The sequence below is a fragment of the Tenacibaculum retecalamus genome (genome assembly GCF_027941755.1).
Taxonomy (GTDB): domain Bacteria; phylum Bacteroidota; class Bacteroidia; order Flavobacteriales; family Flavobacteriaceae; genus Polaribacter; species Polaribacter haliotis_B.
The window spans coordinates 2,753,272-2,766,910 of record NZ_CP115916.1; the positions used below are offsets into that span (position 1 = coordinate 2,753,272).

The window sequence follows — 13,639 nt, forward strand, 5'->3', positions numbered from 1 at the left end:
AAATTAAAATGAAAAAACTAGTCCCTCTATTCTCAATTTGTCTTTTATTATTCGCATCATGTAGTTCAAGTGATGATGATACTCCTCCTACTGTTACAACAAAAAACTTTAAAGGTACAGTAGTAGATGATTTAAATACACCTATAAAAAACGCAACTATAATTATAGGTGATGATACAACAATCACAGATACTAATGGAAATTTTGTATTGAATAACGTTAACTTAATAACAGATTACGCATACATTAAATCAAGAAAAGACGATTATATAAATGGAATGAAAATGATTGTTGATTTAGAAGAAAGTAACACCGTTAATTTTACACTATTAAAAGATCATTTAGCCACTATATTAGGTAGTGGAGGCGATAGTGAGGTGCACTTTCCTACAGGTTTTACTTTAAAGATAAATGGAAATATTAGTTATGAGGATGGAAACTCGTTTACTGGGTTTATGTATCCTGTAATTCATCATATAGCTCCTTTTAATTTAGCAATTGAGAGCATTGCTCCTGGGCATAATAATACATTTGATGATGGTAATACTTACGGTTTTGTTTATGTTAAATTAGAGGATGCTGAAAAAAATAGGCTTGATATAAAAGAAGGGCATACAGCTACAATGGAATTTGATATTAGCGCGGATTTATTACCGATGTCTCCAGAAACAGTTAAGGTACTTAATTTTAATGAAGAAACTGGTTTATGGGTAAATTATGGAGAAGCAACTAAAGAAGAAGTTTTAGAAAAATGGGTTTATAAGACAGAAGTAGCATCGTTTGCAAGTTCTTGGTTTAAACTTGTTGCTGTGGAGTAATTAATAGCTTACATTTTATTTTTAAAACAAGAGTATATAAATAAGAAAGCACTTCATTTGAAGTGTGTAAGTTTAGAAAAAAACCTCAGAATTGATATTCAATTCTGAGGTTTTTATTTAAATCGCTTATAACGATTCTTTATTCTATTTAAAAATGAATACTACAGACACCATTTTTTGTGTTTATTTTAAATACTTCCCAACAAAAAAAGTTCCGAAAGGTAAGATTGATAATAAACAAACAATACCGAATGTTTTACTACTCCATTTCAGTTCAAATTTTAACATAATTGCTATAATTATATAAGCTACAAATAACAATCCATGAGGCATTCCTAGCATTTTTACATATTCGGGGTTTCCTTGTAAGTATTTAATTGGTGTTGCTATAAAAAGCAATAACAAGTAAGAAACTCCCTCTAATAAACTTACTATTTTAAATAAATTAATCATCTGTGTGTTTTTAAAAATTAGTTAGTATTGAAACTGAAATATTTCGCCCTGGCGCAGAAACACCACTAGCAAATTCTTTATAATGCTCATCCAATAAATTGGTAAGCTGTGTTTGTATTGTTATGTTATCGTTTACAGAATATTTGGCATGTAAACCAACTGTCATCCAACTAGGCGTACCGTAATATTTATCAACATCTTCAGTTGCAACTTCATTTACAATTGGTGTTTGCTGTTGGTTATCAATTCCCTCATCTAAATTATAATCCGTGATATCTTTTTTCGCATTAAACACAAAATTGGCTCCTCCTTCAAACTTATTGTTTGAATAATTCAATTCGAAACGACCAAATAATGGCGGAATTGATGACATTGGTAAATTTGTATCGTACGCTTTTCCTTTTGTATAGGTTAAAAATCCTGAAGTACTCCAGTTTTCAAGTAATTTTCCTTGATAACTTACTGTTGCTCCCGTAATGTAAGCTGTTCCCTTATTTACGTTTGCTACAATATCACCATTTTCTCCATCGTACGAAACAGTAGGGCTTCCGTTTAACTCAAAGGCTTCGCGATAAATATAATTGTTTAACAATGTATAATATACGTTTGCACCAATTCTAAATTTCCTATCATTAAAATACTTCTGAAATCCAACTTCTGCACTATAAGCATGCTCAGGTTTCAGCGTAATGTTTGGTACAGTAACCTTTCCATTTTTTTCTCTTACCTTACCTACATCATCAATATTTGGCGAGCGAAATCCTGATGACAACACCGCATTTAATTGCCAAGTTCTAACAGGTTTATACACATAACCAATGGTTGCGGTAAGTGCTGTATTATTTAAATTAATAGTACTGCTCGGTAACTTTATAAATGTTTCATCTATCCATTTAGCATCTAACTGAGTATTCGTTAATCGTATACCTGTGTTTAAGGTTGATTTTGGCGTAACATCTTGGCGATAATCCAAATACATTGCCGAACTAAAATAACTACTTCCGCCATCTGGGTATCGAGATTGCACCGAAAAATCACCTTCAAAATCTACAATTTCGTTATTATTTATTCTTAATGTTTTACCATAAGAATCTGATTTTACATCATTATAAGCAACTTCAAAACCATATCCTAAATCACGTTTTTCTGCTAACGGAACCGTAAAATCTCCATTTACACTAAAAACATTTACATTTTCTCTTCTATATGATCTTTCTAAACTTCCGAATTTTCTTTGAATACGACTTTCTTCAATATTCTGATAAGCAGCAGTAATTGTTCCTCTATCTAACCATTTTTTATTCGGATTGATTTCTAATTGAGAAGAAGCTAAAAAACGACTTTGAGGTCCGTAATGCCATTCTGCAAACTTTAATTCTCCGCTTTTAAGCTCACTTAACTTATCAAACCTTGGCACATCTGATGATGTAGAATATTGAATATTTACTTTTAAATCGGTTTTTTTTGATAGCGGAATAAAAAATTTCTGTAAAAAATCTGTTTGACTAAAACCTGTATTTCTCTGCAGATTCACATCTTCATTTTTCGTTGGATTTTCAGTATAATTTCCTTTTAAATTATCAGAATAAAAAAACGTTTTTCCCCAATCATCAAAACCATGAGAACGATTTTTACCCATTTTTAAATCACCAAAATTACTATGTGTTATGCTAGTAAGCGATGCCCAATTTTTAAGTTGTAATTCTGCCGATACCGAATTGGTAACTTCATTATTTACTGAACTGTATCTTAAAAAACTACTTCCTTTAATTTTATTTTCTTCAGACAGTTTTGGAGTTTTTGTATAATAATGAATCACACCACCTAGTGCATCAGAACCATAAATAACCGATGATGGTCCAAAAACAACCTCTGTTCTATCTAATAAAGTAGGATTTACAGTTATCGAGTTTTGTAAATGCCCTTTTCTATAAATTGCATTGTTCATTCTAACACCATCAACAACCAATAAAACACGGTTACTTTCCATTCCTCTTAAAACAGGGCTTCCGCCACCAAATTGCGATTTCTGAACTTTAATTCCCGGAATGGTAGCTAATAAATCTGCTGATGTTTGTGGAGATACTTTTTGAATATCTTTTAATGAAACTACTGCTATTTGTTCTGCAATACGATTCGCTTTTGCTTTACTCTTAAAAACAGACACAACTATTTCATCTAATTGCTCTGATTGTTTTGATAAAAAAACTTGATATTCGTTTTGTTTTAAAGCCAATTTTGTCTCTTGGAAATCCGCATATCCAACATGCGAAAAAACAAGAATTTCTTTGTCTTTAAATTCAGAAACATTTACAATTCCGTTAATATTACTAATTGCTGATGTTGTTTTGTTTTTATTAAACACTGCAACTCCATCGATTGTTTTACCTGTTTCGGCATCAATTATCGTAAGGTTTTGTGAAAAAATAGTGGTGATTGTCAGTAAAAAAAATAGGGTAATAACTTGCTTCATCTGTTAACTAAACACGGTTTCTAAAATATCTAATGATTTTGGCTTTTTAAAACCCTCCAAATGTAATTCAAAATATCGAATTATAACTCTAAGGATTACTTGCCTTTCGTTTTTATTGTACGAAATTGTATTTATTGCTTCAAAATTTATGCCTAACAGTCTTTTAAAAAGAATTAATTCGTTGCCAGTAACCACAAGTTTTTCATAAGATGCATCAGTAAATCGTCCTTCTTGTAAATTAAAGGTCATTTTAGTTGGTTCTGAAACATCTGGATAAAAACCTAAAAACTTAGATAAATTTAATAAAAAAAGTAAATGAAAATTAGCAATGGCATCATGAGTATCTAACCAAATTAAGCTAGTTTCAATAAACTCATATAACACTTCATTTTTTTCTTCTTCTTTAATAATATTCGAAAGTATTTCTGATAAAAACAATACAATCGATTGCTTTATTACCGAAGTGTAAATACTCTCATAAGGATGAATAACTTGCGCTTCTCTTATCGAATTTAATGAGTTTTTATTATTGTGATTTGCTTCAATTATCAATTGCGTTAATGGTTGAAAATAGGCTTTTTTTAATTTTCCTTTTCTTGATTTTAACACACCTCTTATCATGTATGATCGAATGCCATCTTCTAATGTAAAACACTTAACAATTAAACTTGTATCGCTGTACTTAATAGCACTAATAACAATTGCTTTGGTTGTAATTAACGCCATTAAATTGAAGTTTTATATAATTAATAGTATCAAAGATATTTAATAATAACTACAAAAATGATACATTCGTACAAATTTGATTTAACTTCTTATGACTTTTGAAATAGAACGAAAATTCTTGGTAATTTCTGATCAGTACAAACAAGTAGCTTATAAAAAAAGTTACATCAAGCAAGGTTTCTTAAACTCTAAAAAAGAACGCGTAGTAAGGGTTCGTATAAAAGATGACACCGGTTTTTTAACTATTAAAGGAGCTTCTAACAAAAGCGGAACTACCCGATTTGAATGGGAAAAAGAAATAGATTTAAAGGAAGCACAAGATTTATTTAATTTATGTGAAGAAGGAATTATTGAAAAATACCGTTATTTAATAAAAGAAAACAACCATACTTATGAAGTTGATGATTTTTTAGGTGAAAATAAAGGTTTGGTTGTTGCCGAAATAGAATTAGAAAATGAAAACGAACAGTTTTCTAAGCCAAATTGGTTAGGAAAAGAAGTTACAGGAATCGTTAAATATTACAATTCAAACTTAAGTAAACTTCCTTTTTCTAAATGGTAAAAACTATATGTATTTATAAATTGCCCAAAAATGACTAAAGCTTCCTAAGAGCACAAAAACATGAAAAATAGCGTGGTTGTATGGCACTTTTTTAATCGAATATAAGATTGCGCCAATGGTATAAAAAACACCTCCAGCTATTAAATAAAATAATCCGTCGTACGACAAATTATTCATTAACGGTTTTATTAAAAAAACTACTTGCCATCCCATTATTAAATATAATGCCGTTGATAATTTATCGAACCTACCTGTAAAAAAAAGCTTAAGTATAACTCCTGCTAGCGCAAATAACCAAACAAAAATGAACATATACCAACCTGTTTGTTCTGGTAAAACTACTAAACAAAAAGGCGTATAACTTCCTGCTATTAAAACATAAATAGCAGCATGGTCAAAAATATTAAGTTTGCGTCGAAGTTTAGGTTTTTTTGCAGCGTGGTAAAAAGTAGATGCTGCATATAAGATGATTAAACTTAATCCGTAAATAACAAAGCTAATTGTTTGCCAAAACTCTTGATATGTTAATGATTTTAAAACTAAAAAAGGTAAAACTATTATACCTAGCAATAAGCCAAAACCATGTGTTAACACATTTAATTTTTCCTCAGTATTACTATAAAGGTGATTTAAATTCTCGCTCATTGTTTGGTCGGTTTGTGTCTTTCATATATAAATCATCATTTACTAATTCATTATATATTAAGTCAAAAGATTGTTTTTTTAAAGCATCTTTATCTTCCATTGTTAAACCCTTTGTCTCAATAAACTTTAATTGTTTTGCTCTAAAAACACCAGGGCGTCCCTTAAAGAAATCCCAAGAAAAAAAGCGTTTCGCATCAAAATATAATTGCGGCACAATTGGCATTTGATATTGTATTGCTAAACTAAATGCTCCGTTATTAAAAGGTGCTAAAACCACATTTTCTGTTGGCACTAATCCTTCGGGAAATATTGCAATACTTAATCCTTTATCTAATCGTTTTTTTATGCGAGCGTATACCTTTTTTCTACTCTCAGGATCTTTTCTATCAACCATAACAACGGATTTTTTATAGAAAAATCCGAAAACTGGTAATTTTACCAATTCCTTTTTACCAACAAATAAAATCGGATTTTTACTCGATGCTATCATAATCCATGGATCTAGTAAAGATGCGTGATTTGCTATAAATACGTAACTTTTTTCACGATCAAGTTCTTGTTCTCTATCGATTTTTAACATGAAACCCATCCCGTAAATTAAAAAATACGACCATCCTCTCATTAGCTTCCAAAAGAGTCATAATATTTTTCATCAGACAAAAGCACCAATATAAAAGGAGACATAACTAGTATCGAAGTAATCATCAATAAATAAAACCAAATACGCCAAATTAATCGAAGGGGGGAAAATAGGTATTTCATAACTGCTAATGTACTAATTTCTTTTGTTTGAGCAATTTTAAGCTTATTTTTGCTACTTATCAAGTAGTCGTAGGTATTTACTTACATAATTTTTTCAAAACAGACATATGTCAAGAATTTTAACAGGAGTGCAAAGTACTGGAACTCCACACTTAGGTAATTTATTAGGAGCAATTTTACCTGCCATTGCAATGGCAAATGACTCTAAAAATGAAGCTTTTATCTTTATTGCAGATATGCATTCTTTAACACAAATTAAAGATGGTAACGAATTAAGAGAAAACACCTACAGTGTTGCAGCTACTTGGCTTGCTTGTGGAATTGACATTAACAAAACTGTTTTTTATCGCCAAAGTGATATTCCCCAAGTGGCAGAATTATCATGGTATTTAAGTTGTTATTTTCCGTACCAACGTTTAACATTAGCACACGGATTTAAAGATAAAGCAGATCGTTTGGCAGATGTTAACAGTGGCTTATTTTCATACCCGATGTTAATGGCTGCCGATATTTTATTATACGACGCAGAAATTGTTCCCGTAGGAAAAGATCAATTACAACATTTAGAAATGTCTCGTGATGTAGCGAGTAGATTAAATAATGTTGTGGGCGATACTTTAATTTTACCGCAAGCTAAGATTAGCGAAAACACCAAATTGGTTCCTGGAACTGATGGTGAAAAAATGAGTAAATCTAGAAATAATTTTATCAATATTTTCTTGTCTGATAAAAAACTACGCAAGCAAATAATGGGAATCCAAACGGATAGTAAAGCACTTGAAGATCCTAAAAACCCGGATACAGATAATGTTTTTGCTTTATATAAATTATTAGCTTCGGATGCTCAAATTGCTGAAATGCGTGCAAATTACGAAGGTGGTAATTATGGTTACGGTCATGCTAAACAAGCTTTATACGAACTAATTATCGATAAATTTGCTGACGTTCGTACAAAGTACAATCATTATATGGAAAACCGTAATGAAATTGACGAAGCACTTGCTATTGGCGCCGAAAAAGCTCGTACAGTTGCTACTGATGTTTTACTAAGAGTACGTAAAAAAATAGGATATTAATCTCAAAATTTAAAAATCATATGAAAAATTTACTTTTTATATTTTTATTAGGAATAGTAGCTTGCTCACAACCAAAAGAAAAAACGTTTATAGCTGATGCTTCTTGCGGACAATGTAAATTTGGTTTAGAAAGCCAGAACGGATGTGATTTAGCCATTAAAATTGATGATAAAGCCTATTTTGTAGACGGTGCTCATATTGATGATTTTGGTGATGCGCATGACAAGAAAATTGGTTTTTGTAATGTTGTCAGGAAAGTAGAGATAACTGGTAAATTAGAAAATGATAGGTTTAAAGCTACCGCTCTTAAAATAGTTGAGTAGTTTTCACTATAAATAATTAGCACAAAAAAATCCGAAGTAATATTTACTTCGGATTTTTTTTATTTTAATACACTACACTGTTAAATTTATGGTGCAGGATTCGGAATTAAATTATGAACTGCTTCTATTTCTGCTAAAATTTCTTCTGATAAATCAATATTAATAGAATTGATATTCTCCTTTAACTGACCCATTTTTGTAGCTCCAATAATATTACTCGTTACAAATGGCAACTGATTTATGTATGCTAATGATAACTCAGCAAGTGATAAGCCATGCTTCTCTGCTATTTTTAAATATTCTCTAACAGCTTTTAAAGAAGCTTCGCTCATATAACGAGCTATAAACCTCGGAAACAAAGTTCCTCTTGCTCCTTCAGGCGTTTTGCCATCTAAATATTTACCTGATAAAACTCCTTGTGCTAAAGGCGAATATGCTAACAAACCAATGTTTTCTCTCATAGAAACTTCGCTCATTCCTACCTCATAACCCCTGTGAATTAAAGAATATGAGTTCTGAATAGTACTCATTCTTGGCAAATTATGTTGCTCAGCTGTTTGCAAGTATTTCATAGTTCCCCAAGGCGTTTCGTTAGATAAACCAATGTGTTTTATCTTTCCTTGTTGTACTAAAGCATTCATTGTTTCTAAAATCTCTAAATGATTTTCAGCCTCTTTGGTTGCTGTTTTATACGGATAATCACGAACACCAAAACAATTTACTCCACGTGAAGGCCAATGAAACTGATATAAATCGATATAATCGGTTTGCAAACGTTTTAAACTTCCTTCAACCGCATCAATAATATTTTGTTTTGTAAAGCCACCAGTACGAATGTGTTTTGTATAATCGCCACCACCAGCAATTTTACTTGCCAACACTACTTTATCACGATTTCCGGTTTTTTTAAACCAAGAACCAATTATTTTCTCTGTTGCTCCATAAGTTTCTGGCGTTGCTGGCACTGAATATAATTCGGCTGTATCCCAAAAATTTACGCCTTGCTCTAACGCATAATCCATTTGTTCGTGTCCATCAACTTCAGTATTCTGATTTCCCCATGTCATGGTTCCTAAACAAATTTTAGAAACTTTTATATCGGTATTTGGTAGTTTAGTGTACTTCATTTTATCAATTTAATTAACAACTATTTCTCGACTGCGCTAGAAATGACATTTTATTTTAAAACCGCTTCGATTCCTGGTAATGTTTTTCCTTCTAACATTTCTAACATCGCTCCACCACCGGTAGATACATAACTTACTTTATCTCCAAATCCGAATTGCTTTACTGCTGCTACAGAATCTCCTCCTCCGACTAAAGAAAATGCTCCGTTTTCGGTTGCCTTAGAAATTGCATTTCCAAGCTCAATAGTACCTGTTGCAAAGTTTTCTAATTCAAAAACTCCTAAAGGTCCGTTCCATAAAATAGTTTTAGATTTTGCTATTACTGCTGCAAATTTCTCTGAAGTTTTTGATCCGCAATCAAGTCCCATCCATCCATCAGGAATTTTAGTGGTATCAACTGTTTGCGTATTAGCATCATTTGAAAAAGCATCTGCAATAACAACATCTACTGGTAAATGTATTTCGGTATTTTTCTCTTTTGCTAATTTTAAAATTGACAGTGCCAACTCTAATTTATCATCTTCTACTAACGAATTACCTATCATTCCGCCTAAAGCTTTTATAAAAGTAAAAGTCATTCCTCCACCAACAATAATATGGTCTACTTTTTCAATAATATTTTCTATTACACCTATTTTAGACGATACTTTTGCGCCTCCTAAAATTGCGGTTACTGGTTTTTCAGAATCATTTAAAACCTTATTGATACTTTCAATTTCGGTTGCCAATAAATTTCCAAAACATTTATTTTCAGCAAAAAATTGTGCAATAACTGCTGTAGAAGCATGCGCTCTGTGTGCAGTACCAAAAGCATCATTTACATAAACATCACCTAATTTTGACAATTTTTCAGCAAAAGCTACATCTCCTGCTTTTTCTTCTGGATAAAAACGTAAGTTTTCTAATAATAAAATCTCTCCGCTTTTTAAATTTGCAATTGCTTCGGTAACTTTATCACCAATACAATCTTCTACAAACTTAACCTGAACTCCTATAACTTCTGTTACTTTAGCTATAATATGACGCAATGAAAATTGATCTTCTTTTCCTTTCGGGCGTCCTAAATGCGACATTAACACACAACTACCACCATCTTCTAATACTTTAATTATTGTTGACTTTGCTGCTTGAATTCGAGTAGTATCCGTAACTTCAAAACTATCGTTTAAAGGCACATTAAAATCTACTCGTATTAATGCTTTTTTATTTTCGAAATTAAAATCGTTGAGTGTTTTCATATGTTTTGTTAAAAGGTGTGTTCTTATATGTTGTCAACAAAAATAAATATTTAAATCCGATTCGTTTATACTATTTACATTTTCAAACTTATATCTTTGTTAAAGTTTATTATTCAACATGGAAACAACTTCAATAAAAGTAACTTCAGAGAAGCTAAACCTACAAGAATGCTATGATTTTGTAGTAGATACTGCTTGTGGCGGAATATCTGTTTTTGTTGGCACCGTTAGAGATGCTACTCAGAATAAAAATGTTACGCAATTAGATTTTTCTACATACAAACCAATGGCTATTAAAGAAATGCAAAAAATTGCTGAGTTAGCTTTAAAAAAATTCAGCATTAAAAAAATTGCCATCCATCATGCTGAAGGTTTATTGCAAATAAAAGATGTCCCTGTAATTATTACGGTTTCTTCTCCGCATAGAAAAGCTGCTTTCGATGCTTGTCAATTTGCGATTGATACTTTAAAAGAAACTGTTCCTATTTGGAAAAAAGAATATTTTGAAGACGGTGAAGTTTGGGTAAATGCGCATCCTTAAACTTTAGTTTGTGTTATTTGAGAGCCTCAGCTAATAGAAATTCTGCTAATTATTATGAGAACCTGAAACAAGTTTAGGTTGACGAGCTTAATTATATAGCTAATAACTTCTAGTTAATAAGGCAAATCTGCTGGTTCAATAAAACCAACTTCAGGATTGTATAATTCTTTTAAAAACGCTGTTATTTCATTCATAAACTCTTCTAATTTTTCTTCTGTTACTTCATTATCTGGAGTTCGGTAATTAGACGAGAAATTCATTTTTAAAAATCCGCTTTTTAAGTTTTTAAACGAAATAATACCTGCTTCAAAACCATTTTTTATAGTCGCTTTTTCAGTTTGCCAATAAATAAATGCATACAACATTACCTGAATTGCTTTATGATGTTTTAAATCTCGAATGTTAGTAAAATCTGTTACCTTTAGTTTGGTTGCGTCTACCATTCCTGTTTTATAATCTATAATTCTGGTAACACCATTTAATTCGTCTATTCTATCTACTTCACCATGTATTCTTATCGGAAAATCGATACCTTCAACAATTATCTCTGTGAATATTTTTTTCTCGGTTTCAATAATTTTAAGTTGATTACTTTCATCCTTTAACAACTCTATTTCTTTATTCAAAAAATTTTCAACAAACCTGTTTGCAACTTCAAAAACCAATCTATTTTTCCCGGTAGATACATCTCCGTTTTTAAAATGTTCAGAGAAATAAAAAGATACCAACTCTTTTGATTGTTCTTGCATTTTACGAACATCATTCAGTTTTAAAAATTTACCAAAATAAGGTTGGTATAATTTATCTAAAGTATCATGAACTACAGTACCCATTGTGTTTGCAGCAACTGTTTCTTCAACATTATCAAATTCGTTTATTTTTAAAATTTTCTGTTTATAAAACGCAATCGGATTGTATAAATAATTGGTTAATGCTGATGGTGAAATTCCTTTTTTAGCCAATTCTTCTAAGCGTTTTAAAACTTTATCATCTTTTTGAATCTCTTTTAGTTTTATTGCTGATGTTACTACCTTAGGGCTAATTATTTTCTCAGTAATGTCGCCTCGCATCATTTCTAACTGCGTAACAAAACGGCTTTTTTCTCCGCTTCCAAAAACATCATGTTCTGTATTATATAAGATAAAAATATTTTTGGCTCTTTGTAATAATCTAAAAAAATGATATGAAAAAAGCGCATCTTTTTCTTTATATGTAGGCAATCCGAATTCAATTTTTACATCAAAAGGAATAAAAGTGTTTTGTTGGCTACTTGCGGGTAATACTCCTTCATTTACTGAAGTTATAATTACGTTTTCAAAATCTAACATTCGTGTTTCTAAAACACCCATCAACTGCAAACCTTGCAACGGTTCTCCTTGAAAAGACAAACTTTCAGACTGTATTAATTGCCTAAAAAATTGGTGTAATGTTTTTAAATCCTGCACGTAGTTAAACTCAATATGTAAGTTTTGTAATTGTGTAAACGCCGTGTAAAAACGGAATAAATATTCCTTTTCTAAATCGTTTGCATTGTCTTTTAAAACATCAATTAATCGTAATATTCTTGATAAAAACTCCCCTATTGTAGAAAACTGATTAAAAATTGAGCTAACAATATCTTTAATTTCTGCTTCTAAAGGAGAGAAAAATACATTAATATACTCTTGACTTACAAATGTATTATTCTCTTTAACAACAGTTTCTGAGATAGTATCAGCTATGTTTTTACCTTCATCTAATTGCAATAATTTATAAATTGCTGCATCTTTTAAAAACCGAATAATATCTTTATGATAAAACTGATTTACATCTTGTTTTTGTAATTTTTCTTGATTGTTGAATAACTGAAAAATAGCCAATACTAAACTCGTTGTAGGAATATCTTTTAAAGGATATCCCATTGTAATATTTATAGCTTCTACACTTTTTGGCAACGAATTTAAGGTTATTGGCAACAATGTTTCATCTGCTAATACCAAGGCTGTATTATTGTGGTTTGGTAATTTTGATAAAATTTCTCCTGCATGTTTTATTTGTGTAATATTTTTTGATGCTCCTATAACCTGAATATTCTTAGATTCAGAGAAATAATTTTTTATCGTTTGAATTGAGTTTTTTTCATAATATTTCCACTGCTTTTTATACTTTCTAAGAAAACTACCCGCTTGATGATTTCCTTCGTAAAAAGTTTTATCAATATCCCAATAAACCTCACTATTTCCTGCGGATAAAAATTTTTGAAACAAAAACTCTTCCGCTGTGTTTAGAGCATTAAATCCGATGAAGTAGTATTTCTTGTTCTGATTTTTATTGATAAAAGCTTCAACCTTCTTAGTTGCTTCTCGGTATAAAACACCTTGATATCCTATTTTTTTATCAACCAAAAATTGATAAAAAACAGCATAAAACTCCTCTAATTTCTCCATAAAAGAGAAATGATCTTTCATTAGTTCCGTTTCTTTAAACTCTCCTTTTACCGACCATTTTTGTAAACGATGAATATCTCGTAAATACACAAAAATATCCTTCGGATTAATTAAATGTTGGTCTATTTCGTTAAAATCTTGCAAGACAGTAAAAGCCCATGAAGAGAAAACATCAAACGTATCTGGGTTTTCTTCTACTTCTTTATAAATAGTATAAAAATGGAATAGCAGTTGTACTGAATCCGCTTTATTAATTTCAGAAATTTCTTCAACAAAATCGCCAATATTTAAAATTTGAGGTAAAAAACCTGCTAAAATTTTATTTTTAAATGTTTGCTTTACAAACACTCCTGCTCTTTGTGATGGTAAGACAAATACAACATTTTCAAACGATTTGGTGGTTTGTAAAATAGTATCTAAAGTTTCTGAAATAAAAGAATTCATAGCGGTTTTTTAATCAACCCAAAGT

General features: G+C 30.8%; 13 protein-coding genes. 5 read left to right on the forward strand and 8 right to left on the reverse strand.

Annotated features, from left to right (window positions below):
* The first annotated feature begins 8 nt into the window (after positions 1-8).
* Entirely contained in the window at positions 9-818 is an 810-nt protein-coding gene (locus tag PG912_RS12965; protein ID WP_275687874.1) for a carboxypeptidase-like regulatory domain-containing protein, read from the forward strand.
* Positions 819-1,001: 183 nt separating this feature from the next.
* Here PG912_RS12965 and PG912_RS12970 read toward each other — a convergent pair whose 3' ends face one another.
* Genes PG912_RS12970 through recO form a run of 3 tightly spaced genes read right to left on the reverse strand, consistent with a single transcriptional unit; the run spans position 1,002 to position 4,470 of the window.
* Positions 1,002-1,271 (reverse strand): DUF3817 domain-containing protein, encoded by a 270-nt coding sequence (locus PG912_RS12970; protein ID WP_260587216.1) that lies wholly within the window; start codon positions 1,269-1,271, stop codon positions 1,002-1,004.
* A gap of 10 nt (positions 1,272-1,281) precedes the next feature.
* Complete coding sequence (locus tag PG912_RS12975) at positions 1,282-3,744, reverse strand: TonB-dependent receptor (protein WP_275687875.1); 2,463 nt, start codon at positions 3,742-3,744, stop codon at positions 1,282-1,284.
* A 3-nt stretch (positions 3,745-3,747) separates the two neighbouring features.
* Positions 3,748-4,470, reverse strand: coding sequence for a DNA repair protein RecO (recO, locus tag PG912_RS12980; protein WP_275687876.1), 723 nt, complete (start codon positions 4,468-4,470; stop codon positions 3,748-3,750).
* Positions 4,471-4,561: 91 nt separating this feature from the next.
* Between recO and PG912_RS12985 the strand changes: the two genes are divergently transcribed.
* Positions 4,562-5,032, forward strand: a complete 471-nt coding sequence (locus PG912_RS12985; protein ID WP_260587219.1) for a CYTH domain-containing protein — start codon at positions 4,562-4,564, stop codon at positions 5,030-5,032.
* 3 nt (positions 5,033-5,035) lie between these two features.
* Here the strand turns inward: PG912_RS12985 and trhA are convergent, their stop codons facing one another.
* On the reverse strand, positions 5,036-5,677 hold the full coding sequence (gene trhA, locus PG912_RS12990) for a PAQR family membrane homeostasis protein TrhA (protein WP_275687877.1): 642 nt from the start codon (positions 5,675-5,677) through the stop codon (positions 5,036-5,038).
* Complete coding sequence (locus PG912_RS12995) at positions 5,649-6,257, reverse strand: lysophospholipid acyltransferase family protein (RefSeq protein ID WP_275687878.1); 609 nt, start codon at positions 6,255-6,257, stop codon at positions 5,649-5,651. Before PG912_RS12995 ends, trhA begins: the two co-directional genes overlap by 29 nt.
* Before the next feature lie 289 nt (positions 6,258-6,546).
* Here PG912_RS12995 and trpS point away from each other — a divergent pair, with 289 nt between their 5' ends.
* Both trpS and PG912_RS13005 read left to right on the forward strand, forming a co-directional pair.
* Positions 6,547-7,515 carry a tryptophan--tRNA ligase gene (trpS, locus tag PG912_RS13000; protein ID WP_275687879.1) on the forward strand — a complete coding sequence of 323 codons (969 nt, stop codon included), beginning with the start codon at positions 6,547-6,549 and terminating at the stop codon, positions 7,513-7,515.
* Positions 7,516-7,535: 20 nt separating this feature from the next.
* Positions 7,536-7,838 (forward strand): DUF6370 family protein, encoded by a 303-nt coding sequence (locus PG912_RS13005; protein WP_275687880.1) that lies wholly within the window; start codon positions 7,536-7,538, stop codon positions 7,836-7,838.
* Positions 7,839-7,924: 86 nt separating this feature from the next.
* Here the strand turns inward: PG912_RS13005 and PG912_RS13010 are convergent, their stop codons facing one another.
* Positions 7,925-8,965, reverse strand: a complete 1,041-nt coding sequence (locus PG912_RS13010; protein WP_275687881.1) for an NADP(H)-dependent aldo-keto reductase — start codon at positions 8,963-8,965, stop codon at positions 7,925-7,927.
* 50 nt (positions 8,966-9,015) lie between these two features.
* On the reverse strand, positions 9,016-10,203 hold the full coding sequence (locus PG912_RS13015; protein WP_275687882.1) for a phosphoglycerate kinase: 1,188 nt from the start codon (positions 10,201-10,203) through the stop codon (positions 9,016-9,018).
* A gap of 118 nt (positions 10,204-10,321) precedes the next feature.
* On the opposite strand from PG912_RS13015, the gene PG912_RS13020 reads away from it, so the two are divergent.
* Positions 10,322-10,744, forward strand: a complete 423-nt coding sequence (locus PG912_RS13020) for a molybdenum cofactor biosynthesis protein MoaE (protein ID WP_275687883.1) — start codon at positions 10,322-10,324, stop codon at positions 10,742-10,744.
* 113 nt (positions 10,745-10,857) lie between these two features.
* On the opposite strand, the gene PG912_RS13025 is transcribed toward PG912_RS13020, so the two are convergent.
* Positions 10,858-13,614, reverse strand: coding sequence for a PD-(D/E)XK nuclease family protein (locus PG912_RS13025; protein WP_275687884.1), 2,757 nt, complete (start codon positions 13,612-13,614; stop codon positions 10,858-10,860).
* Positions 13,615-13,639 lie beyond the last annotated feature (25 nt).